Origin of the sequence: Pseudoalteromonas sp. NZS127_1, assembly GCF_015864295.1 — a bacterium.
Taxonomy (GTDB): Bacteria; Pseudomonadota; Gammaproteobacteria; order Enterobacterales; family Alteromonadaceae; genus Pseudoalteromonas; species Pseudoalteromonas arctica.
On the sequence record NZ_JADYXO010000006.1, the window covers coordinates 143089 to 166884 of the forward strand.

Annotated in this window: 26 protein-coding genes; 9 read left to right on the forward strand and 17 right to left on the reverse strand. The window is 39.1% G+C overall.

All coding sequences use genetic code 11. From position 1 onward, the window contains the following. Positions 1 to 28 precede the first annotated feature (28 nt). Positions 29 to 745, forward strand: a complete 717-nt coding sequence (locus tag I6F50_RS07935; protein ID WP_197159807.1) for an SIMPL domain-containing protein — start codon at positions 29 to 31, stop codon at positions 743 to 745. Positions 746 to 1067: 322 nt separating this feature from the next. Further along, positions 1068 to 1511, forward strand: coding sequence for a hypothetical protein (locus I6F50_RS07940; protein WP_197119794.1), 444 nt, complete (start codon positions 1068 to 1070; stop codon positions 1509 to 1511). On the opposite strand, the gene I6F50_RS07945 is transcribed toward I6F50_RS07940, so the two are convergent. The 8 genes from I6F50_RS07945 to I6F50_RS07980 form a co-directional block, all read right to left on the reverse strand. Further along, positions 1494 to 2162, reverse strand: coding sequence for a hypothetical protein (locus I6F50_RS07945; RefSeq protein ID WP_165725178.1), 669 nt, complete (start codon positions 2160 to 2162; stop codon positions 1494 to 1496). The two genes, I6F50_RS07940 and I6F50_RS07945, sit on opposite strands and share 18 nt — an antisense overlap. 90 nt (positions 2163 to 2252) lie before the next feature. Continuing rightward, positions 2253 to 4088 (reverse strand): DUF885 family protein, encoded by a 1836-nt coding sequence (locus I6F50_RS07950; protein ID WP_165735494.1) that lies wholly within the window; start codon positions 4086 to 4088, stop codon positions 2253 to 2255. 68 nt (positions 4089 to 4156) lie between these two features. Next, positions 4157 to 5293, reverse strand: a complete 1137-nt coding sequence (gene hemW / locus I6F50_RS07955) for a radical SAM family heme chaperone HemW (RefSeq protein WP_024590676.1) — start codon at positions 5291 to 5293, stop codon at positions 4157 to 4159. Beyond that, positions 5290 to 5889, reverse strand: coding sequence for an XTP/dITP diphosphatase (locus I6F50_RS07960; RefSeq protein WP_007585416.1), 600 nt, complete (start codon positions 5887 to 5889; stop codon positions 5290 to 5292). The genes hemW and I6F50_RS07960 overlap by 4 nt, the downstream gene beginning before the upstream one ends. 4 nt (positions 5890 to 5893) lie before the next feature. Further along, a complete protein-coding gene (locus tag I6F50_RS07965) occupies positions 5894 to 6337 on the reverse strand; it encodes a DUF4426 domain-containing protein (RefSeq protein WP_165727190.1) in 444 nt (147 codons plus the stop codon). Between the two features lie 60 nt (positions 6338 to 6397). After that, positions 6398 to 6931, reverse strand: a complete 534-nt coding sequence (locus I6F50_RS07970) for a YggT family protein (protein WP_007585413.1) — start codon at positions 6929 to 6931, stop codon at positions 6398 to 6400. 27 nt (positions 6932 to 6958) lie between these two features. Next, complete coding sequence (gene proC, locus I6F50_RS07975; protein WP_007585412.1) at positions 6959 to 7780, reverse strand: pyrroline-5-carboxylate reductase; 822 nt, start codon at positions 7778 to 7780, stop codon at positions 6959 to 6961. Positions 7781 to 7797: 17 nt separating this feature from the next. Then, on the reverse strand, positions 7798 to 8511 hold the full coding sequence (locus I6F50_RS07980; RefSeq protein ID WP_007585410.1) for a YggS family pyridoxal phosphate-dependent enzyme: 714 nt from the start codon (positions 8509 to 8511) through the stop codon (positions 7798 to 7800). A gap of 2 nt (positions 8512 to 8513) precedes the next feature. Here I6F50_RS07980 and I6F50_RS07985 point away from each other — a divergent pair, with 2 nt between their 5' ends. After that, a complete protein-coding gene (locus I6F50_RS07985) occupies positions 8514 to 9554 on the forward strand; it encodes a type IV pilus twitching motility protein PilT (protein WP_007585408.1) in 1041 nt (346 codons plus the stop codon). Between the two features lie 9 nt (positions 9555 to 9563). Next, positions 9564 to 10700, forward strand: coding sequence for a PilT/PilU family type 4a pilus ATPase (locus tag I6F50_RS07990; protein ID WP_010553294.1), 1137 nt, complete (start codon positions 9564 to 9566; stop codon positions 10698 to 10700). An 89-nt stretch (positions 10701 to 10789) separates the two neighbouring features. On the opposite strand, the gene ruvX is transcribed toward I6F50_RS07990, so the two are convergent. The 6 genes from ruvX to I6F50_RS08020 form a co-directional block, all read right to left on the reverse strand. Next, the gene (ruvX, locus tag I6F50_RS07995; protein WP_008170791.1) at positions 10790 to 11239 is read right to left on the reverse strand and encodes a Holliday junction resolvase RuvX; all 450 of its coding nucleotides are present in this window, start codon (positions 11237 to 11239) and stop codon (positions 10790 to 10792) included. A gap of 38 nt (positions 11240 to 11277) precedes the next feature. Then, a complete protein-coding gene (locus I6F50_RS08000) occupies positions 11278 to 11835 on the reverse strand; it encodes a YqgE/AlgH family protein (RefSeq protein WP_007585401.1) in 558 nt (185 codons plus the stop codon). Between the two features lie 155 nt (positions 11836 to 11990). Continuing rightward, the gene (gene gshB / locus I6F50_RS08005; RefSeq protein WP_165727191.1) at positions 11991 to 12941 is read right to left on the reverse strand and encodes a glutathione synthase; all 951 of its coding nucleotides are present in this window, start codon (positions 12939 to 12941) and stop codon (positions 11991 to 11993) included. A 54-nt stretch (positions 12942 to 12995) separates the two neighbouring features. Further along, positions 12996 to 13730: a 16S rRNA (uracil(1498)-N(3))-methyltransferase gene (gene rsmE, locus I6F50_RS08010; protein ID WP_007585397.1), complete on the reverse strand. Its 735-nt coding sequence runs from the start codon at positions 13728 to 13730 to the stop codon at positions 12996 to 12998. Positions 13731 to 13799: 69 nt separating this feature from the next. Next, a complete protein-coding gene (locus I6F50_RS08015) occupies positions 13800 to 14300 on the reverse strand; it encodes a hypothetical protein (RefSeq protein WP_165739977.1) in 501 nt (166 codons plus the stop codon). A gap of 62 nt (positions 14301 to 14362) precedes the next feature. Continuing rightward, complete coding sequence (locus I6F50_RS08020) at positions 14363 to 15256, reverse strand: hypothetical protein (RefSeq protein WP_007585393.1); 894 nt, start codon at positions 15254 to 15256, stop codon at positions 14363 to 14365. 77 nt (positions 15257 to 15333) lie between these two features. Here I6F50_RS08020 and glnE point away from each other — a divergent pair, with 77 nt between their 5' ends. Beyond that, complete coding sequence (gene glnE / locus I6F50_RS08025) at positions 15334 to 18129, forward strand: bifunctional [glutamate--ammonia ligase]-adenylyl-L-tyrosine phosphorylase/[glutamate--ammonia-ligase] adenylyltransferase (RefSeq protein ID WP_165739980.1); 2796 nt, start codon at positions 15334 to 15336, stop codon at positions 18127 to 18129. 57 nt (positions 18130 to 18186) lie between these two features. Here glnE and I6F50_RS08030 read toward each other — a convergent pair whose 3' ends face one another. The 3 genes from I6F50_RS08030 to tolC form a co-directional block, all read right to left on the reverse strand. Next, the gene (locus I6F50_RS08030; RefSeq protein WP_101163672.1) at positions 18187 to 18759 is read right to left on the reverse strand and encodes a toxin co-regulated pilus biosynthesis Q family protein; all 573 of its coding nucleotides are present in this window, start codon (positions 18757 to 18759) and stop codon (positions 18187 to 18189) included. A gap of 41 nt (positions 18760 to 18800) precedes the next feature. Continuing rightward, positions 18801 to 19730: an LpxL/LpxP family Kdo(2)-lipid IV(A) lauroyl/palmitoleoyl acyltransferase gene (lpxL, locus tag I6F50_RS08035; RefSeq protein ID WP_165727196.1), complete on the reverse strand. Its 930-nt coding sequence runs from the start codon at positions 19728 to 19730 to the stop codon at positions 18801 to 18803. 110 nt (positions 19731 to 19840) lie between these two features. After that, a complete protein-coding gene (gene tolC / locus I6F50_RS08040; protein ID WP_165739981.1) occupies positions 19841 to 21196 on the reverse strand; it encodes an outer membrane channel protein TolC in 1356 nt (451 codons plus the stop codon). 151 nt (positions 21197 to 21347) lie between these two features. On the opposite strand from tolC, the gene I6F50_RS08045 reads away from it, so the two are divergent. The 4 genes from I6F50_RS08045 to I6F50_RS08060 are packed head-to-tail and all read left to right on the forward strand — an operon-like array spanning position 21348 to position 23776. Continuing rightward, positions 21348 to 21974, forward strand: a complete 627-nt coding sequence (locus I6F50_RS08045; RefSeq protein ID WP_165739983.1) for an NUDIX domain-containing protein — start codon at positions 21348 to 21350, stop codon at positions 21972 to 21974. Between the two features lie 26 nt (positions 21975 to 22000). Then, positions 22001 to 22459 carry a DUF1249 domain-containing protein gene (locus tag I6F50_RS08050; RefSeq protein ID WP_007585381.1) on the forward strand — a complete coding sequence of 153 codons (459 nt, stop codon included), beginning with the start codon at positions 22001 to 22003 and terminating at the stop codon, positions 22457 to 22459. Continuing rightward, positions 22446 to 23231 (forward strand): metallophosphoesterase, encoded by a 786-nt coding sequence (locus tag I6F50_RS08055; RefSeq protein ID WP_165727198.1) that lies wholly within the window; start codon positions 22446 to 22448, stop codon positions 23229 to 23231. Before I6F50_RS08050 ends, I6F50_RS08055 begins: the two co-directional genes overlap by 14 nt. Next, positions 23216 to 23776 carry a YqiA/YcfP family alpha/beta fold hydrolase gene (locus I6F50_RS08060; protein ID WP_007585377.1) on the forward strand — a complete coding sequence of 187 codons (561 nt, stop codon included), beginning with the start codon at positions 23216 to 23218 and terminating at the stop codon, positions 23774 to 23776. The genes I6F50_RS08055 and I6F50_RS08060 overlap by 16 nt, the downstream gene beginning before the upstream one ends. Positions 23777 to 23796 lie beyond the last annotated feature (20 nt).

A 23796-nucleotide genomic window follows, 5' to 3' on the forward strand; every position in this document is an offset into this window, starting at 1 on the left:
ATTATTGATATCAATCAAGGAGATTATTGTGAATAAAACCCCCGGTTTTTACATTGTTATAGCGGCTATTTGTTTAAGTATAGGCTTAATTAGCTTAGGATTTATTTTAAAGAGCACAGCTCTCAGTGTAAAAGAGATGGAACGTACTGTGCAGGTTAAGGGATTGGCCGAGCGAGAAGTTATAGCCGATACGGTAATTTGGCCTCTGCAATTTAGTGATGCCGACAATAATCTTGAAAAATTAGTAAGCCGAGTTGAGAAAAAAAATGATGCGGTAACTGCTTTTTTAAAACTGCATGGTTTTGACGACGATGAAATAACAATAGGCAGCCAGTCAGTTATTGATAAGCAAGCACGTGAATACAGTAATGAAAATCAGCAATTTAGATATATAGTGCGCTCAAATATTATTGTTTATTCTGATGCGCCAGATAAAGTAAAAAACGCGCTGAGTAAAGTAAGCCAGCTTGCTAAACAAGATATCGCAATAGTGCAGGACAGCTACGAAACAAAAGTTGAATACATTTTTACTGGCCTCAATGATGTAAAGCCTGCGATGGTGCAAGAAGCAACTGAAAAAGCGCGTGAAGTCGCTAATAAATTTGCTAAAGACTCTAATTCAAAATTAGGCAAAATAAAAACAGCTCGCCAAGGGCAATTTAGTATCAGTAATCGAGATTCAAACACACCGCAAATAAAAAATATAAGAGTGGTAACCAGTGTTGAATATTATTTAAATGACTAGGGCCTGTTGACCTTTCAGGATTAAAATTTGTTCAATCTAGGGGCCGATTTAATCGCGGCGTGAGGTTTGTAACCTAGCGGGCTAAGTAAAAACCGAGCAAAGCTTCCGCGTCCTGCTCACGCCCCTTACCTACATCCATGTAGGCAACAAAGAGTAAATTGCCCCTAGGCAGAACCCTTCGGGCAGCGCATGTTTGGCATTTATTCCACGTTATCGCCTATTAATGGGGAATAACCACACTGCATAGGCTCTGCCTTGACTAAATACCAAACATACTGCTGTAAATTTAACCTCGAAAGATAAACAGGCCCTAGGAAATAATATGTCAGAGTCTAAATATGGTCAGTTTGTACTGGCGCCCCGTTCGTATTTTTTTACTGCTATAGCGAGCGTGGTGTTTGCGTTTATTGGCTTTAGTTATAATGCATGGCGAATGGAGGCAAGTGAAGAGAACAACAATACACGCATTGCTAGCTTTCAAATATTACAAGAACTAGCCGAGCTTGAGCTTATTGTATTTGCCGCACATTACGATAATAACAAAATAGATGGCAGCCCTAGAAAAGGCTGGGTTAAAGTTAACTTAATTCATGACTTAAGCTACTTAGCCGTTGATAAAGTACATTTAAAAACAAAAGACTTACAAAAGGTCTGGCAAACAAATTGGCCAAATATGGTTGATCACGAAAGTGCTGCGCAATCTATTACACATGCCATAGACATTGTGCGTACAGAAGTTGTGAGTGAATTAAAGCGCCTTGATTAAGTGAGCAACTTGCGCCGTTGAGCGTTGCAAGTAAGCGGCGCTCAGTAAAATTGTGGTCTCGTTAACTTTTTGCCCTTTTAGTACGTTGGCAAGCTGCTGTTTTGCGTTAGGATTTTGTTTTTGCTCTATTTCCATTAATGCTAACAAAGCTGAGAATTCATGCTTTACCGGTGTGCTCGATTTATTTGCATAGGCAATGTAGCAGGCAACTGGTGTTAATCCGTGAGAGTTGGGCTGCGCCAACGCTTTAACTAAGTCATCATTTGATTCAAACAACATTAAAGAGCGTACATAGTTAAATGGCAGCTTTGTAGCATCGGCATGCTTAAACACATTGTGCAGTACATTATTTCCTTGAGTATCTTGTACTAAAAAGCCTTTATTTACTCTCAGCGCTGGGGTGAAAAAGCTCAATGCGTCAATATTAGTGAGTTGGTTAATAAATAGAGAAGGTGCTGTATTAGTACTTAATATACGGATTGCTATGTTTTGCATAAAGTCATACTTAACACTCAACCGTTGGGCGCTGTCATATAAATGGTTAAGCTGCAAAGTTTGCTGGGCAGGGCTTAACTGCCTAAAGTCGTTATCGAGCTCATTTAACTGCTGCTTTGAAATACGCGCATTAAGTAGTTGTATGCTTAAATCCATTATTATTTCCAAAATCTTTTTTACTACTATAAAACAAAAAAGGTCGCAAATGCGACCTTTTCATATTTAAAGCAATTGTTTAAATTGGTTTTAAGCCTTTTTGCTTGCTACCCATTCATTAACAAAGTTTTCTAGTACATTAAGTGGTACAGGACCATTTTTAAGCACTACGTCGTGGAACTGGCGAATATCAAATTTATCACCAAGTTGCTTTTTAGCTTCTTCACGAAGCTCTAAAATCTTAAGCATACCCACTTTATAAGCTGTTGCTTGTGAAGGCATTACAATGTGACGCTCAACCATTTTAACACCGTCAGATGTTGCATTAGGCGTGTTATTTACGTAGTAATCAATACCTTCTTGGCGAGTCCACTTCATTGCGTGAATCCCCGTATCAACAACTAAGCGACATGCGCGCCATAATTCCATTGAAAGACGACCAAAATCTGAGTAAGGGTCTGAGTACATGCCCATTTCTTTAGGAATGAACTCTGAGTATAAACCCCAGCCTTCAATATACGCTGTGTAGCCACCAAACTTACGGAACTTAGGAATACCTTCTAGTTCTTGCGAAATAGCTATTTGCATGTGGTGTCCCGGAATACCTTCGTGGTATGCCAGCGCTTCCATTTGATACGTTGGCATTGCTTCCATATCGTAAAGGTTAGCGTAGTAAACACCTGGGCGTGACCCATCTGGAGCTGGCTGTTGGTAAAATGCTTTACCTGCTGCTTTTTCACGGAATGCTTCAACCGCTTTTACTTTTAAACCTGCTTTTGGTTTAACAATGAATAACTCATCTAAACGCGTTTTCATTGTATCAATAAGCCCAGTGGCTTCATCAAGGTAGCGTTGTTTACCTTGTGCATCATTAGGGTAGTAAAATTGCTTGTCAGTTTTCATAAACTGCATAAACGCTTTTAAGTCGCCTTTAAAGCCAACTTTGTCTTTAATTTCACGCATTTCATCATGAATACGTGCCACTTCAGATAGGCCAATTGCATGGATTTCTTTAGCAGTTAAATCTGTTGTAGTTGTGCGCTTAAGTGCGTTGTTATAAAATGCTTCGCCATCAGGTAATTTCCATGCGCCATCGCGATCATCTGCGCGTTTTTCAAGCTGTGCAAGGTAATTAATTAACTTAGAGTAAGATGGTTTAACAGCTGATTTTAATGCATCTGATGCATCGCTGATTAACGAGTCTTTTTCGTCTTGGCTAATTTCAAGCGCTGTTACTTTACGTTTAAAGTCAGCAAGCAATGTAGAATCATCGCCTTTTTCAAACGGTGCACCGTGAATAATGTTTTTGCTTGAATCAATAACATGCGGGAATACAAATTTAGGGGCTATGATGCCTTTTTCTGCACGTACAGTTAAATCAACGATAAGCTGATCAATAACACCAGTTACACCATTTAAACGTGAAATGTAGTCTTTAGCTTCTTTTACATTGCTAATTGAGTGCTGATTAATTAAAAACGCAGGGATCATAGAATGCGTACCAAACATTTGGTTCACAGGGTAGTTATGGTAACGCCATTTAAAGTCAGCAATTGAGCTTTCAAGATCTTGTTTTTTTAAGTCGTAGCTAACTTTTGTTGCATCATCTAATAAATCACGGCTGATTGCTTTTAGTGCAACTAGGTCAGCTTTTGTTTGCGCTAAATCTTTAAGCTGTCTTTCTTCGCTGCCATCATCCCACTTATCGTAATCTTGCTTAATACCCATGTATGTTTGATATACAGGACTGCTCATTACGTCGCGGTTAAATGTATCTTCAAAAAATGCATTGGCTTTGTCTATTTCACTTTGTTGTGATTGAACTGCTTGTGCAATAGGAGCTGAAGTCGCTTGTTGTGTTGTTTGCTGGCAACCAGCAAGTAGTGCAACGCTTACTGCGGCCGCAATAAAAGTAAGTTTACGCATTGTTTTCCCTTTTGTTGTTAGAAACCCATTAGGGTGTTTTATATTTATTTTTTGTGTAGCGCTGGGCGCTACACAAATAATTCTAGCAGGTCATTTAAAAAGCGATGACCTTTTAAGCTTACCTGCCAATGGCTGTCTGTTTGAGTCAATAAACCTTTATTAATTGCTTGGTTTAATGCGCTTTGCTGACTTTGCAGTGGCAGTGTTGTTAGTTTATTAAAATCATTAATTGGGCAAGGCTCAACAAGGCGAAAGCGATTCATAAAAAATTCAAACGCTAAATCGTCTTGCTCTACATGCCAGCTTTTGTACATATACGGTTTGATTAAATCCATATAGCCGCGTGGGTGTTTAACCTTTTCAGTACGCGTAATAAGCCCTGTATTTGCATCAGTAACCTTACCATGCGCGCCGCAGCCAATACCGAGATAATCGCCAAAACGCCAATAATTCAAGTTATGTTGGCACTGATAGCCCGGTTTTGCATAGCCTGATATTTCGTATTGTATGTAACCTGCTTGCGCGAGTAACTCGACCCCTTGTTCTTGTATGTCCCACAGTGTTTCATCTTGTGGCAAGGTAGGTGGTTTTGAAGCAAATTGAGTATTGGGTTCAATAGTTAGTTGATACCACGATATATGAGGAGGATCGAGCGCTATTATTTGCTTTAAATCGCTCAGTGCATCGTCAAGTGTTTGCCCTGGTAAGCCGTGCATTAAATCAAGGTTAAAGCTATTTAAACCGGCTTCTTTAGCTTGCTGCGCAGCATAATTAGCCTCGTCACTGCCATGAATCCGCCCCAGTGCTTTTAGCTTGTCGTTTTGCATGCTTTGCACACCGATAGAAATACGGTTAATGCCTGCTTTTACGTAATCTTTAAAGCGACCTGTTTCTACTGTGCCTGGGTTGGCTTCAAGGGTAATTTCGCAGTGTTCTTCAAGACCAATTAGGTTGTCGACTTCATTTAATAAACGAGTATAAGCCGCACCAGTTAATAAGCTCGGAGTACCGCCACCAATAAAGATACTGTGAATTTTACGTCCTTGCACTAAGTGCAAATCTGCTTTTAAATCATCAATTAAATGCTGAACATATTCAGCTTCAGGTATTTCACCTTTTTGCCCGTGGCTATTAAAATCGCAGTACGGGCATTTTTGCACGCACCAAGGTACGTGCACATATAAGCTCAGTGGTGGAAGGTTCACAGGCCGCCTTTTTGCTGTAGCTCTAGCAATAGTTTTTGTAGTGCTTGGCCGCGATGACTCACTGCATTTTTTTGCTCTTTTGTAAGCTCAGCACTGGTACAATTTTTCTCTGGTACAAAAAATACAGGGTCGTAACCAAAGCCACCGTTGCCATTTTGAGTGAGCGTAATTTCGCCTTCCCAGCTTGCACTGCAAATAAGGGGGGTAGGGTCATCTGCGTGGCGCATTAATACCAGTACACACCAAAAACGAGCACTACGGATAGGGTTATTACCCAAGTCTACGAGTAACTTATCAATGTTATCTTGATCGCTGGCACCTGGGCCTGCAAAACGGGCAGAGTAAACACCGGGTGCGCCATTTAGGCCATCAACTTCTAAACCTGAGTCATCGGCAATAGCAGGCATGCCAGTAATTTTAGCGGCATGACGCGCTTTAATAATGGCATTTTCAACAAAGGTAGTGCCGGTTTCGGCAACTTCACCTACGTTAAAATCGCTCTGTGGAACTACATTAATATTCAGAGGGCTTAGCATGTTAGCTAGCTCATTTACTTTGCCAGGGTTACCTGTAGCAAGTACTAAAGTTTTGGTCATGTTATTAATCTACGTAAAATTTTTGCTGAAACTGTAATTTTTGAAATTGATTACTTTGTTGTATTTCAATCTCAAAGCGTAAAATCTCTTCGTTGGTATAATCAACTTGGGCAAGGTAATAAATTGAATCACCTTCTTTTACTTCTTTAAAAGTAAGCGTTTGTTTGTTGCCAAGTAGGTTTTTAGCTGTGCCAGTCAGCTTTGCTGTTTGGGCTGTGTTTTCGGCATCATTTTTTAAAATAGAAATATTCACAATGCCTTTGTATCCGCTTCGCTCAAGGCCATACGCTTTTGCTATTTTTGGCTGAATAAAAGTAGAAGGAAAGGCGATGTAATGCACTTGCCAAGGGCCAAGCTCTTTATATTGTGCGCCTTGCATTTCTTCGCTTTGCGCGTTAAATACAAATGCTAAACAAGCAATAAAACAAAACTTAATTAAACGGTTCATTATGTATTCCTCAAAACATATAAAAAAGAGGCCTTTGGGCCTCTAATTAAAAAATCCATATTAGACTAAAAAATCCATAAGCAGCATTTGCAAAAACTGAATACCAATAATAAGTACTAAAACTGATAAATCTAAGCCACCCATTGATGGCAATATTTTACGAATTGGTTTTAGCATTGGTTCAGTAAGCTGATGGAAAACCGCTTCTATAGGGTTATAACCTTGGCTAACCCAGCTTAAAATAGCGCGAATAATAAGTACCCAAAAAACTAAGTTAAGGCCTTCTTTTAGTACCGTTATAAGTGCTTGTATAATTACAGGCTGTATTGCCCACGCATTATATATAACAAGCATTAAAGTACTAATTTTGGCTACAGCCACTATAAATGCCAGCAACAGAGATGCTAAATCAAGTCCGCCAAATCCCGGAATGATTTTACGCAGTGGTTTTACCGCAAACGAAGTGGCTTTAACCACAAACTGGCTCATTGGATTATAAAAGTCGGCTTTTGCCCACTGCAGCCAAAAGCGCAGTAATACCACCATTAAAAACAAATCAAACAGGGTACTGATTAAAAATTGCATGGCATTCATAGTGTAACCTTCAATAAAAAAGTGGTTTTAAAGTTCTTTTTCCATTTGCTCTGCACGCGCAATACACGCATCCATTGCATCGCCAACGGTTTTAGTTAAGCCTTCATCTTTTAAGTGCTCAACAGCTGCGTGAGTAGTACCGCCTTTAGATGTTACGTTTGAACGTAGTTGCGAAATAGTAATATCAGGCTGGCTAAGTGCCATTTCGGCGGCGCCAAGGGCTGTTTGCTGTACTAAACGACGAGCGTCTTCATCATTAAAGCCCAGCGCTTTAGCTTTTTCTTCTATGGCTTCCATAAATAAGAAAAAGTAAGCCGGCGATGAGCCAGTCACAGCAATAATATCGTTAATTTGTGATTCTTTTTCGACCCATACAACAATGCCCGTGCATTCAAAAACTTGTTGTACAAACTCGTGTTCGCTTTGTGTTTCGCCCGCGCCATATAAACCTGATACACCACGGCCTAATAAAGACGGTGTATTTGGCATACAACGTACCATTTTAACGTCTTGACCTAGCATTTCACGTAAACGTTTTACAGTTAAGCCAGCAGCAACAGAAATAAACAGTTTATCGCTAAAATCTACGCCCGACTCTTGAAACGATTTACATAAATCGCCCATCATTTGTGGTTTAACAGACAAAACAATTACATCAGCATCGCGCAGGGCTTCGTTATTGTCACTGGTGGTTTGCACCTTGAAATCAAAGGCTACCTTTTCAAGCTTTTCTTGGTTGCGGTTAGTCGCAATAATGTTACTTGCGTTAAAACCGTTTTTTACCATGCCACCAATAATGGCGTAGCTCATATTACCTGTGCCTATAAATGCGATTTTTTTATCTGACATAAATCTGTTATCACCTTTTAAGTTCGTGTTCCAAAAATGTCTGTGCCGATCCTTACCATGGTTGAGCCTGCACTAATGGCAGCTTCAACATCGTTACTCATACCCATCGACAAAGTATCTACTTGAGGATATTGGGTCTTTAGTTTATCAAAGCAAGTTTGTAATTGCTCAAAAGATTGAATTTGCGTATCCAGATCGTTGCTTTTAGCGGGAATCGCCATTAAACCTCGAAGTGTTAAGTGCTCACATTGGTTAATAAAATCGGCAAGTTCATCTATTTCATCGCGGTGGCAACCCGACTTCGCTTCTTCATTACTTATATTTACTTGAATAAGTATATTAAGAGGCTGTTTATCGTCTGGGCGCTGGGAATCTAATCGTTTCGCTATTTTTATGCGATCAACACTTTGCACCCAATCAAAGTTGGCAGCCACTAAAGCACTTTTATTAGATTGAATAGGGCCAATGAAATGCCAAATGATGTCGCTATATGACTGTAGTTGAGCTATTTTATCTATAGCCTCTTGAACATAAGATTCACCAAATTCGCGCTGACCATGCTCATAAGCTGCAATAACATCTTCGCTTGGTTTAGTTTTAGACACTGCCAGTAGAGTGACTTCGTTAGTGTTTCGTTGTGCAATTTTTGCCGCGTCTGCAATTCTAGCGTAGGCGGATGTGAGTCGTTCTGCTATTGTAACCATATATTTATCAGTTAGTTGTGGAGTCATAAATGGATATTACCGAATTATTAGCGTTTAGTGTGCAACACAAAGCATCCGATTTACATTTATCGTCGGGTGTTTCACCTATGATACGCGTAGACGGTGATGTTCGCCGCATTAATATACCAGCCCTTGCAGACAAAGACGTAAACAGTCTGGTTTACGATATTATGAACGATAATCAACGCAAGGACTATGAACAAAATCTCGAAGTGGATTTTTCGTTTGAAGTGCCTAATTTAGCACGTTTTCGTGTGAATGCGTTTAACTCTAATCGCGGGCCTGCTGCGGTATTTCGTACCATACCAAGTGAAGTGTTAACGCTTGATGATTTAGGTGCGCCAGATATTTTTAAAACAATCTCCGATACCCCACGTGGACTCGTGTTAGTGACGGGCCCAACGGGCTCTGGTAAATCGACAACACTTGCCGCTATGGTCGATTATATAAATCAAAATAAACATCACCATATTCTAACAATAGAAGATCCAATCGAGTTTGTTCACGATAATAAATTAAGCCTTATTAATCAACGTGAGGTACATCGCGATACTCATAGCTTTTCAAACGCGCTACGTAGTGCATTGCGTGAAGATCCAGATGTAATATTGGTCGGTGAGTTACGTGATTTAGAAACAATTCGTCTTGCAATGACCGCTGCTGAAACGGGTCACTTAGTGTTTGGCACGTTGCATACAACATCTGCACCAAAAACCATTGACCGTATTATCGATGTATTCCCAGGTGAAGAAAAATCAATGGTACGTTCAATGTTATCTGAATCTTTGCGTGCTGTTATTTCGCAAACACTGCTTAAAAAGATTGGTGGCGGGCGAGTTGCAGCACACGAAATTATGATTGCAGTACCTGCTATTCGTAACTTAATTCGTGAAGACAAAATTGCACAAATGTACTCGTCTATTCAAACCGGTGCGTCTGTGGGCATGCAAACAATGGATCAATGTTTAACTAATTTAGTTAATCACGGCATTGTTACAAATGCGGCAGCGAAAGAAAAAGCACAAGACAAAACACAATTTGGCGGGTAAGAAACTATTATGGCTTTATCTTTAAACGACTTTTTACTCATCATGATTGAGAAAAAAGGTTCTGACTTATTTGTATCGAGTCAGCTACCTGTAAGCGCAAAAATAAACGGTGAGCTAACAGCCCTAAGTGACGATAGGCTTACTGATGAGCAATCGCTTGAGTTAGTAGAATCTGCAATGAGCGAAAAGCAAAAAGCAGAGTTTCATACAACGAAAGAATGTAACTTTGCGATTGCCACCGACGAAGGGCGTTTTCGTATTTCTGCTTTTTGGCAACGCGATAAAGCAGGTATGGTTATTCGCCGCATTGTTACGCAAATACCTGATGTGAGTGAGCTAGGTCTTCCTTCTATTCTTACCGATGTAATTATGTCTAAGCGTGGCCTTGTTTTGTTCGTCGGTGGTACTGGCACGGGTAAATCAACCTCGCTAGCCGCACTTATTGGTTACCGTAACCGACATCAACGTGGTCATATACTGACTATTGAAGATCCGATTGAATTTGTTCATGAGCATCGCAAAAGTATTATTACTCAACGCGAAGTAGGGCTTGATACCGAAAGCTTTGAGTCAGCACTTAAAAGCTCATTACGCCAAGCTCCCGATGTAATTTTGATTGGTGAAATTCGCTCTCAAGAAACTATGGAATACGCACTAAGCTTTGCCGAAACTGGGCACCTGTGTGTTGCAACACTGCATGCTAATAATGCTAACCAAGCGATTGACCGTATTATGCATTTAGTTCCAAAAGAAAAACACGATAAGCTTAAGTACGATTTAGCACTTAACTTACGTGCAATTGTGGCCCAGCAATTAGTACCGACTGCTGATGGTGAAAGCCGTGTTGCAGCTATTGAAATATTGCTTAACTCACCAATGGTTGCTGAACTGATTAAAAACGGTGATATTGGTGGTATTAAAGAGGCAATGGCTAAATCGAAAGAAATGGGCATGCAAACCTTTGACCAAGCATTATTTGAGCTGTATAGACAGCAGCGAATTAATTACGCTGATGCACTGCATCATGCTGATTCGCCAAATGATTTACGTTTAATGATTAAACTGCGCAATAACGAGCAGCAAGGTGCGGGCTTTTTACAAGGCGTTACTATTGATGGCCTTGACGATAAAAATAGCGATCAATAATTTAAAAAGTAATAAATATAAATACTTAATATAAAAAAAGCGCCAATTGGCGCTTTTTATTTATATAACAGGTTATTTATATAATCTGTTTATTCACCGTAACTAGACTCAAAAAAACTTTCTAAAATAATAACCGCAGACATATTATCTACGTTACCTTTGCCTAAGTTTTTATAGCCACCACTTTCAAAAAGTCGCGCTTTAGCATCCGCAGTCGTTAAACGCTCGTCTTGTGTTTGCACTGGAATGCCATAATGATTATGTAATCTGTTGGCAAACTTTTTTGCTTTAAAGGTAACCTCTTGTGACGTTCCATCCATATTTAGTGGTAAGCCAACAACCATTAAGTCAGGCTGCCATTCGGTTACTTGTACAGCAATATGGTCCCAGTTAGGAATGCCATCTTGTGCTTTTACAGCTTTAAGGCTAGACGCGCTGCCTGTTAGCTCTTGCCCAATAGCAATACCAATACTTTTGGTGCCAAAGTCAAAGCCCATTACAGTGCGTTCGCCTTGCGGCTTAAGCGATTTTTTTGTCATGTGTATCTTGTTTAAGTTTGCTAAGGGTTAAATTACTATTATGCGTGACCAGCTTCAGGGCTGAGTTGGCTAATATCAAAGCCCAACATTGAAACTGCTTTTTCCCATCGTTTTTCAACGGGGGTGTCAAAAATGATCTTCGGATCGGCTTCTATGATCAACCAACTGTTATCAAGTAACTCTTGTTCGAGTTGTCCTTGCTCCCATCCTGAATAACCCAATGTAATAATAAATTGTTCAGGTGCTTGTGCGGTAGTTAAGCTTGCTAAAACGTCTTTTGAGGTAGTGATCATAATATCGCTACTGAGTTTTTGGCTTGCTGAATAACCTGATTGGGGAGAGTGCAAAACAAAACCACGGTCAGTTTTAACGGGTCCGCCTGCAAACACACTTACTTTTGCTGCGTTTTGAGTTTTGTCGTTATCAATTTCTATTTTATCTAAAAGTTCGCCAACAGTAACATCAATAGGTTGGTTTATTACCAAGCCCATAGCCCCATCTTCATTGTGCTCACAAATATAGGTAACAGCACGTTTAAAAAAAGGGTCTTGCATCGACGGCATCGCGATTAAAAAATGATTTTCTAATGACTGCATAGATTTCACCCTTTTTAGTTAATGAACTTTGAGTATGGCACATACCTTTGTTTTTAAAACTAAAAAAGCACTTTCATACAGTTTAAAAATTAATAGTTAACAACTATATTAAAATTTATGACACGAAAGTGCTTTTAATAACGATAGGTAGATACTTATTTATCTAGCTTTCTTTCAATGGCATCAAACAAAATACCTGTAATAGAAATATCATAAGCAGCTTCAATTTCGCGTACGCACGTTGGTGCAGTTACGTTAATTTCAGTTAATTTATCGCCAATAATATCTAAACCTACAAATATTAAGCCTTTTTCTTTAAGCGTTGGTGCAACCGCTTGCGCTATTTTTAAATCTGACTCGCTAAGTGGACGCGCTTCGCCTCGACCGCCAACAGCTAAATTACCGCGTGTTTCACCATTTTGTGGAATTCGCGCTAAACAATACGGAATAACCTCACCATCAATAACCAATACGCGCTTGTCGCCTTGTTTGATCTCTGGGATGTAATTTTGCACCATAGCAAAGCGGCTGCCGTGCTCTGTTAGCGTTTCACAAATTACACCAATGTTGGCATCGTCTTCTCTAAGGCGGAAAATAGATGCGCCACCCATGCCATCAAGGGGTTTTAAAATAATGTCTTTATGCTGCGCTAAAAACTCACGAATTTGTTTTTGGCTACGTGTAACAAGTGTGTCTGGCGTATGTTCGCTAAACCATGCTGTAAATAGCTTTTCGTTAGCATCGCGAAGGCTTTGTGGCTTGTTAATTATTAACGTACCTTCTTGTTCTGCACGCTCTAAAATATACGTCGCGTAAATGTATTCGGTATCAAAAGGAGGATCTTTTCGCATTAAAATAACATCAAGGTCGGCAAGGGCTATAGTGGCTTTTTCTTCAAGCTCGTACCATTTTTCTGCATTATTAAACACTTGCGCTTTAGACGCTGTAGCGTACGACTTACCTTTACGAAGAGATAAATCATCCATCTCCATATAATAAATTTCGTAGCCGCGTTCTTGCGCTTGCATCATCATTGCAAAACCGGTGTCTTTTTTGATGTTAAATCCACTAATAGGATCTGAAATAATACCTAACTTAATTGCCATGCGCTGTGCCTTACTATAAATGTTACTGTTTATATGAGGGTGCTTTTAGTTATTTCAATTAGCTAAATCGCCAAATTGAAGTTGTAATGCACTTAAGACCGTTAAAGCGGCTGTTTCCGTTCGTAAAACGCGCGGGCCTAAGCGAATATCCACAAATTCTAGTTGTTTAGTTAGTGCCATTTCATCGTCGGTAAAGCCACCTTCTGGGCCGACTAAAAAGCGTACGCCATCTTTAGGTACCGTAATGGTTTTAATGCTGTGCTCAGCACGAGGATGAAGAGTGAGCTTAATTGCATTGGTTTGTTGTGCAAGCCATTGTTTTAAATCTACAGGAGGATGAATAATTGGCACAAAATTACGCCCAGATTGCTCTGCCGCTGCTATTGCAATTTTTTGCCATTGTTGGTGTTTTTTCTCAAGACGATCGCCCATTAGTTTCACGCCACAGCGCTGACTAAAAATAGGGGTGATTTCGGTAATGCCCAGTTCAACTGACTTTTGAATTGTAAAATCCATTTTATCACCACGGGATACACACTGGCCTAAATGAATTTTAAGCGGGGATTCTACATCATGAGGATTAAGCTCTAATGGCATTACGACGACTGTTTTTTTTGTTACCTCAATTATTTCACTAAGGTATTCGCCGCCTTCGCCATTAAAAATAGATACATGCTCGCCTACTTTCATGCGCAGCACTCTGCCAATATGCCCTGCAGCATCGTCATCTAAAGTTACAGGGGTGTTTAGGGCAATACTCGATGTTTGATAAATATGAGGAACTCGCATAGGGCGTCACTTATTACTTAGCGTAAAAATATATACTGCTATGGTAAGTAAGCTGGGAGCTGTGCGCAATTATTTATTTTTATTAAGTTGCTCTGCAAGGTCTATTAAATCTTGTGGTGTGTGCGCTATATCGTGGTGATTTTGCGAAGGTTCTGTTAACGTCTCGTCAGTAACTAGGCTTAGTGTATAGCCTGTATCATCAAAGCTTATTAAAAAGCGCTTTTCATGTAACGAGTTATAAATAAAGCGTTGTTTATCGCTTGCTAGTAAGTAATCGGTACTATTAAAAAGGACTCCGTGTAAATCGTGATGCTCTTTTAGATAGTTAATTAATTCAGAAACGCTTATTTCGTTTTCAAGGTCGCAATAACTATAGTCTTTAATAAGTTCGTCAAACATCATTTTTACTAACTGGCGGGTATTACTGCCTGCGGCAATAAGCGTACTCGCTTTTGTTTTACCATTATTATTTACATAGTATTCGGCAAATGCTCGGCTAAATTCGTTGTCTATGTCAATTAACAAGTAATTCGTTATTTCAAGTGGCATAGAGCTAGGACCTTGTTGCATTTAAGTAATTACCATTATTACTTAAATGCAGACTTTTAATGGCTGTATTTTAGTAAAAAGGTCTAAAGAGAAAACATGCTAATAAGTAAATAGCCTATAGCACAAAAAACAGCAAACTCTATACATGCTACCCCAATATTATCTTGATGGTCTATTTCAAGAGCCGTATCAATATTTGGTAAAGAGATAACTTTTATCACATACGTTAAGCTGTAAAGCAGTATCCACATTACACCGCAATGCATAACGAGTGTAAATATGTTTTCTACCATTTTACCGTTTTGAAATGCTGCGCTAGATAAACCAGCATACACAGCCAATGCTAAACCGATTGATTTGCCAGCATACCTTATACCAATAGATGTATTCTCTAGGTTAAAGTTACTTTGTAGCGAAGCTCCTTGATTTGCTTTTGCAAAACGGTGTTCTCGTATTTTACTATCCAGTGCAAACATTCCCTGAAGCGTAAAAAAGCTAACACAAGCAATAAGTAAGTTGCTGAATCCTTGGGTGTGCGTCCACGTGTACAAGCCAAGTGCGATAATACAGTTAGCGATTAACATGCCTGAATCTACCAATGCAGCACATACATTTTGTTTTAGTATGGCAGCTTCTTCGTTAAACCTGTGAAGTATCCATTTTCTGTGAATTAAATGACCCACTTTTATAAAAGTGAATAAAAGAATAATAATAATTAACACTTTTAACGGGTTTGACTGTGCGGTACTTATGCTTATTTCGTCAAATAAGAAAGCCATAGTGGCTATAACAACTGATATTTCAGATGCAAAACTAATACCCATGGCAAAGTTGTCGTGTTGTGCTAGCTCATCTTTAAGCGCTTGTTTTGCTTTGATTTGAGTGACAACTCGTAAACAAAAAATAGTTATGCAAATAACCGCAAAACTAATGGCAATCGCAATAAAACTAGTGTTAGATAAAGACAAATATGACATGGTGATCCTAATTAAGTTAACCTTTCTAGGTTTTAATCATTCTAGTACGGTTATTGATGATATAAAAGAGAGGATTGATGAGTAACGTAAAGCAACTTCCTATTCAATTACAAAAACTTGGCTTGATGCGCTTTGAACAGTTATACCTGCAGCAAAGTAAACAAAGTGAAGTTGTAAGGTTATTAGCATTAAGCGACTTTGCTTGGCGCAGTTTAGAATCACAACCTGATTTAAATACTTGGCTATTATGCAAAGACGAAATACAAAATAGAGTAATAGATTCTCCTTTTAAAAACCTTAACTTAGCTGACATTGATGAAGTACAGTGCCATAAAGTACTTCGCCAATATCGTGAAAAGTACTGGCTCAAAGTCGCCTTTTTAGATTTATGCTGTAACAATCCCATTGCCGATAGTATTAATTACATAAGCCAACTGGCTGACATGCTAATAAATAGTGCTAACCAATGGGCGCATGCACAGGTGGCAAAAGTAAATGGTGAGCCGCTTGATGAGCAAAACCAAGCAATGCCGTTAATGGTGTTGGGTATGGGAAAACTTGGCGGACAAGAGCTAAATTACTCCTCTGATATTGATCTCATTTTTGCATATCCGCGCAGTACAAAAACCCAAGGTGGCCGCAGAAGCCTTGAGGCTCAAGTATTTTATACCAAAGTTGCACAAAAGCTCATTGCATCACTTAACCAAGCCACCGGTGACGGGCAGGTATTTAGGGTTGATATGCGCCTACGCCCGTTTGGCGAAAGTGGCCCTTTGGTTATGAGCTTTAATGCCATTGAAGATTACTACCAAGAACAAGGTCGCGACTGGGAACGCTACGCGATGTTAAAAGGGCGCTTAATTGGCACGCCTAACAAATATTGGGATGAATTTATTAAGCTTTTAAAGCCGTTTGTTTATCGCCGGTATATTGATTTTTCGGTGATTGAATCTTTGCGTAAAATGAAGTTAATGATTGCACAAGAGGTTCGCCGTAAACGCTTAACTAATAATATAAAACTAGGCGCTGGTGGTATTCGTGAAGTTGAATTTATAGTGCAAGCCCTGCAAATGGTACGAGGTGGGCGAGAGGCTAATTTACAAACTCAATCATTACTTAAAGCATTAAATGAGCTGGCACTTAACCAAGTTATAGATGAGCAAGAAGCGAGCGAGCTTAAACGCAATTACCTTTATTTGCGAAAAGTTGAACAGTACTTACAAATATTTGACGATCAGCAAACGCAAACACTCCCCGATGATGAATTGAACCAGCAGCGCTTAAATTTATTATTAGAACAAGCTGATTTTTCTGCCACTTTAATCACTATTGAAAAGGTAATGAAGCAAGTTAACGGCGAGTTTGCACTCGTTATTGGTGAAGAAACCGCGCCACTAGATACCTGTGAAGGTGCATTTATTAGTGCTTGGGATCATGGTGATGTGAGCTTTCTAAAAGAGGCTAGAGATGAATGGCAAACACCCCTTAACGATTTTAAATTAAGGCTGTCTAAGGTCAACATAGGTAACCGAGGGCGTGAAACCCTTGATAAATTAATGCCTGTTTTATTGAGCCAGTTAAATGACTTTAATGCCAGCGCAGCTGCTTTTACGATGGTTTGCCAAATTTTTAATAAGATAATTTCACGTACTGCTTATTTAGAATTGCTGTACGAAAACCAAGGTGCATTAAAGCAACTTGTTTTACTGTGTTGTCATAGCAAATGGATAGGCGAGCATATTTCTCGCTACCCCATATTGCTAGATGAGCTAATAGACCCGGCTGTTCTTTATAAACCGACACCATTAACCGCTTATAAAGATGAAATAAGACAGTATTTTTTACGAATAGAGCATGACGATTTAGAACTGCAAATGGAGTCGCTTAGGCAATTTAAGCAAACGCATCAATTACGAATTGCTGCTGCCGATGCAACCGGTGTTCTTGATGTGATGAAAGTAAGCGATCACTTAACCGTACTGGCCGAAGCGATTGTTGATCAAGCTGTTAATATTGCATGGCATAACACCGTTAAGCGTTTTGGTATGCCCCCTGGCACTGATGATGAAAACAAAGGTTTTGCTGTTATTGCATATGGTAAAACAGGCGGCTTAGAAGTAGGGTACGACTCAGATTTAGATTTGGTGTTTGTGCATAATCATGATGGCTCAAGCCAAACCAATGGTGAAAAACCGATAGATTCTCGCCAGTTTTATTTAAAACTCGCTCAGCGCTTAATGCATTTATTTAATACTCGTACTGCATCGGGTATTTTGTATGAGCTTGATACGCGATTACGCCCTGAAGGTGCATCAGGTTTACTTGCTATCAATTTAGAGAGCTTTAATCACTATCAGCAAACTCAAGCATGGACGTGGGAACATCAAGCACTTGTGCGGGCTCGGTTAATTTTGGGCCAAGACGATCTTATAGAGCGTTTTTCACAAATTCGTAAAAGTATTCTTTGCCAACAGCGCGATGATACCGTGTTAAAAGCCGATGTAATAAAAATGCGCGAAAAAATGCGCGACCATCTAGCGAAAGGAAATACTGAACAATTTGATTTAAAACAAGATATTGGCGGTATGGCTGATATTGAGTTTATTACGCAATATTTAGTACTTAAACACGCGAATGAGTTTGAGCAGCTTACCGTTTATTCAGATAACGTAAGAATATTAACGGATGCAGCAAATATAGGCTGTATTACTAAAGAGCAAAAACAGCAGTTGATCAAAGCGTATATTGATTATCGCTCGTGTTATCACGTGCTGAGCTTGGATCAAAAAGGCAAATTGATCTCGCGAGAAGCTTTTTTACAAGATATTACTAACGTAACGAATATTTGGAATAGTATTTTTGAATTGAATTGAATTGAATTGAATTGTAAAACCCAAGCGCTTGCTTGGGTTTTTTGTACGTGTAAACCCTTAAACCTTTAGCTTTAAACAGTTTGTTCGCACAAATTCTGATGGTAACTCTGTAATAACCGCTGCTCTTTGTTTGTGGCAAAAGTAAGTGTAAACCTCATGCTCAAAGTCGTCATTTATAGCACGACCAATTTGATAAAGTGCTGAAGTAAAGTTGCTGTCTACTCTAAAATGATCTTTAACTACGTAGTCTTTACTTAAATACCAGTAAAGCTCAATACCTTCATTTTTAGCATATTGATAGAGTACGTCTTTAAGTGTTGTGCCATTTTCAAAGCGCCTAGGTTCAACTTCTCCAGTCCAAGTGGTCGGCATTGGATCAACTGTTCGCGCACGTTCCGCTAATACTCTATCCAAGGTTTGTTCTGGTGTTTTAAGTTTTAAAACAAATTGATCTCGTTCTTTATTACTTTTTACTTGGTTACGAATAGAGGAGTAAAAACGTGATAATCCTTCGGCAGCTGCATTTTTAGATTTTTTAATATCAAATAAAGAACCATCACTCAACAAAAAGTATACGGCGAGTGCTATTAGTACAGCTGCAAATGATAAATGCCTAATCCAAAACCACATGATTATTACCCACCTTATTTGTTCCTATTATTGTTATACCATTACTTTTTATAAAAAGAAGGGGCATTTTTATCAGGTCGAGTTTTAAAACGACGGTGTAGCCACATATATTGTTCGGGTGCGGCATTAACAGATTGTTCCATGCGTTGATTTACACGTGTTACATCAGCCTTATTATCACCACTGGGGAAGTTTTCAAGCTCTGGCAGTATTTCTAAGTGATATTTACCATTTTCATCACGGCGAGTTATTAAACTCATTGTTTCGCAGTTTTTACTGCCTGCAAACATAAGAGTACCCGTTGTAGTTGCAGCGTCAGGTACTGCGTAAAATGGGACAAATTCACAGCGGTTACGACCGTAATCTTGATCGGGTAAGTAATAACATACCTTTTTATTTTTTAATGCTTTTAGTAAACCTTTTACATCTTTTCGACCGATTAAATATTCGTTAGAGCGAAGGCGCCCATTAGTCGTAAAGTATTCCATTAGTGGGTTGTTATGAGGGCGATAAAAGCCAACACCCTGACACTCTAAGCCCATAATACGGCTAGCCATTTCAAGATGCAGAATATGAGGTACAAGCAATAAAACACCTTTACCAGACGCTTGTACGCGTTCAAAGTGCTCAAGCCCTTTAAAAGACCCTAATGCTTTTTGTGCTCGCCACTGCGGCCACCACCAGGCCATGCCAGTCTCAACCATTGCAATACCGGTGTTTTCCATATTTTTGAGCACAAGGTCTTTTTGATCTGCTTCGCTCATATCAGGAAAACACAGCTTAATATTTACTTCTGCAATATGGCGACGGCGCTTCATAAATTTATGAACTAAGCGACCAAGCTGTTTACCCATTGCCAATTGTAGTTTTTGCGGTAACCAAGAAATTAAATATAAAAATAGAACGCCAATCCACGTTAACCAGTATCGAGGGCCCAAAAAAGTTGCTTTAAAAGGAGATGAGGTGACCACAAAAATATCTCTGAGAATAAAAACGATAGTTTAACGCTAAGCGCTGTAAAATACAAAAAGCCAGCATTTAGCTGGCTTCCAATGTGTTCATACTGCACGAGTAATGAAAATTAAGCGGCTTTTAAACCTTGGTTTATAGCAACTAAATCTGCACTTGTTAATGTACCCGCAGCTTGTTTTAGGCGAAGGGTAGATAACACATAACGGTAACGTACATCAGCAAGGTTACGCTTTGCATCGTACAAATTTTGCGTACTTACTAGTACGTCAACAATGGTACGAGTACCTACTTCAAAACCAGCTTCAGTTGCTTTAAGGGCACTTTGAGCTGAAACAACCGCTTGCTCTAGCGCTTTGTAAGTAGCAATGTCTGAAACAACTTGATTATAAGATGTAATCACTGTGCGAGTTACTGCGCGGTAATTTGTTTCATAGTCTTGGCTCGCACCTACGTAAAACGCACGGGCCTGATTTGTTGCAGCAACTGTTGCACCACCTGAATATAAAGGTACGCTAAAGTTAAGCCCTACAGAGCTTGAGTCTGAACGTGGCTGATCATCAAAGTTAGCGCCATTTATTTGATTGTCTGTAAGAGAATCGCCGTAACTAGCACTTAGGGTTAGCTTTGGGTAATGACCCGCTTTTGCTAATTCAATTTGATCTTTTGCAATATCAACCGTTACTTTAGACACTTGTAGGTTTATATTTTTATCTTCAGCTACTTTAACAAAGTCGCTTGAGCGCTTAGTTGGTTTAGTTGTTGAGAAAGTATCTGTATTTAAAAAGTCTAATTTTTCGTGATATTTACCTGTAATCTCACGAAGTTGCTCACGTGCTGTTTCTACAGCATTACCTGCAATAATTTCTTGAGCTACAGAGTTATCAAACTGAGCTTGCGCTTCGTGTACGTCAGTAATTGCTGTTAAGCCTACCGCATAACGTTGTTTTGTTTGCTCAAGTTGACGTTCAATTGCACGTTTTTCAGCTTCAACAAATTCAAGGTTATCGCTTGCACTTAATACGTTAAAATAACCTTCAGCAACGCGTACAATTAAGTTTTGTTTAGCTGCATCGTATAGGCCGCTCGCTTGAAGCGCTTGCTTGTCGGCAATATCTAACGTATTCCATGCACCTAAATCAAATAATGTTTGGCTTAAGCTTACACCGCGAGTGAATTGGTCTGTATCACTTTCAACTTTTACTTGGTTAGATAAGTCGCCAACGCTTTGGTACGACGTTGCATCGCTTTTTGTATAACCCATAGTTAAACCAATTTGAGGTAATAGTGCACTCATCGCCAAATCGCTTTGGTAAGACTGCGCATCGGCTTGGGCTTTTGCTTTTAAAACAGTAGGATCGTTAGCTGTCGCTATTTCAAAAACTTGTAGTAAATCTTCAGCTTTCACTGCTGTTGCACCTAATGCGCATGATAAACTAACTAGCGCCGCAAGAATGTTCTTTTTCATGTGGGGTTCGGTCCTTAGACAATTTTTGTACTAAAAGCATGTTAACCTGTTTTACTGCATAACAAAAAAAATAATTAGTAAAACAGTATGTTCAAGTGTAACAGAATATATTAACGCATTTTAAAGCTTTAGATAAGTAGGAGGTAGCTACGTGGTTGATAAAAAACTCGTTCAATTTACACATAAAGATGTGAATTTAAAGCCAATAAAAAACCTTTATAAAGGTTTTTTTCAGGTTGATTTATACCAATTTGAACATGCTCTTTTTGAGGGTGGAAAATCTAAAGTAATTAGCCGAGAAATATTAGAACGTGGCGATGCAATTGCAGTACTCCCTTACGATCCAATATCAGATACTGTTCTTTTAATTGAGCAAATACGTATTGGCGCTATTAAAAGCAAGCATTCGCCGTGGCTACTAGAGTGCATAGCCGGAATGACTGACGGCAGCACTGATTACGAATCAGTTGTAAAAAAAGAAGCGTATGAAGAAGCTGGGCTTGAATTAACTGAACTTGAATTTATGCTTTCATACCTATCAAGCCCTGGTGGTACAACTGAGCGCTTGCATTTGTATTTAGCGCGTACTGACTTAAGCCAAGTGAAATCAGGTGTATATGGTCTTGAAACTGAAGGGGAGGATATAAAAACTCACATTCTATCAGTTGATGATGCGCTAATGCGCCTCAATAACGGTGAAATGGATAATGCGGCAACGGTTATTTGTATGCAGTGGCTTGCGCTTAATCGTGAAAAAATGGCAAGTAAATGGGCATAAACTCTTACTAATATTATGGTGGTACTTTGACAGCACAATTAGCAACAAAGCGATATATTCAGAGCCTCCCAAAGTATTTAACACTTTGTGAGCATAACTATGTGCGACTATTAAAGTTGTTACCGAGCGAGCGCAATATAGGAAGCATTCGTGAAGTTAAACTTGGCAACAGTGAGTTTGCTACAAAAATTGATGGCAGCGCAAAATACACCATGGATATTTCAATTAAGCAGCTAACAGGAATGGTTAAAGGGATTACGCCACTGTATTTAACGGTACGCATGTATCACGATGCCAAAGTGGCTGAAATTGTTCATCACGATTACCATCAACGCATAAAACCATCTTATGGATACCCTAACCCTAAAATGCATCAAAAAGATGAAAAGTATCAACTTAATGCTTTTTTATACGACTGGTTAGTGGCCTGTGTAGAGCACGGACAAGCGACGTTGAATTGGGATGTAAATAATGGCTTGGTTTGATGATACATATACATTTGATAAATCATCTTTGTGCATTGCTCATATTACTGACAGTCATTTATTTGCAGACAAATGCGGTGAGTACTTTAATGTAAATACCGCAGATCATTTTGAACAAGCCTTGGCACACATAGCTAAGCAATCAATAGACTGTATTATTTTTGGTGGCGATTTAACACAAGATCATAGTTTTGAATCGTACTTATTATTTAGTGAACTTATAAATGCCAGTGACATTACTTGTCCTGTATTTTGGGTGCCAGGTAATCATGATGAACTAGCAATGCTTAATCGCATAAGTGGTGGGCAAATAAATTCGGCTAAACATATTATTGCTAATGGGATTGAGCTACTTCTTATTAATTCTAAAGGGCCCACGCCCGCAGGATGGGTTACTGGCACGCATTTAGATGAAGTAACGGACGCTTTAGTCAACTCGAATAATAGTAAAGTTATATTTTGTCATCATAATCCGCTGCCAATAAACGGCTACCTTGATAAACACTTATTAGAAAATGGCCCACAGCTTTTAAATATCTTAGTTAATAGTAATAATGTATCTGCGCTTTTTCATGGGCATGTGCACAATGATTACGAACAAAGCTTTAGAGGGCTGCCCATATATGCGACCCCGGCCAGCTCAATACAGTTTGTAAAGCACACTTTAGAGTGGGAGCAAAAAAATGCGGGACCAGCTTACAGAACGCTAAATATAAAGAGTAAAAAAGATAAAGTAGAAGTAAAAACGGAAGTAGTATGGCTAAACGCGTAATTTATATTCATGGCTTTAATAGTTCACAAAAATCATATAAAGCTGTGCGCTTTGGTGAGCTTATGGCAAACTATGACGTTGATTATTGTGTACCGAACTTAAACCACGAGCCCCTACAAGCTATAATTGAGCTTGAACAATTACTAACGCCAAATACCGTTTTATTAGGTAGCTCGTTAGGTGGTTTTTTTGCCACGTATTTATCGCAGCGTTATCAAATTCCTGCAGTGGTTATTAATCCCGCGGTCGCACCCTATAATTTATTACAGTCGTTACTTGGACCTAATTATAATCCGTATCAAGATTATCATTACGATTTAAATAACAGTCATATTGAGGCACTTAAATTACTCGCTGTAGATAAATTAGCATACCCTGAGTTACTGTACTTATTACAGCAAACAGGCGATGAAGTGTTGAACTTTCAACACGCAGTAAAATATTATTCGCAATGCAAGCAATTGATAGAATTTGGTGGCGATCATAGCTACGTTGAATTTGAACGCACCTTTGCAAGTATTGTAGATTTTCTTAAAATCACGTAAAACTAGTTAGCCTGAACTGA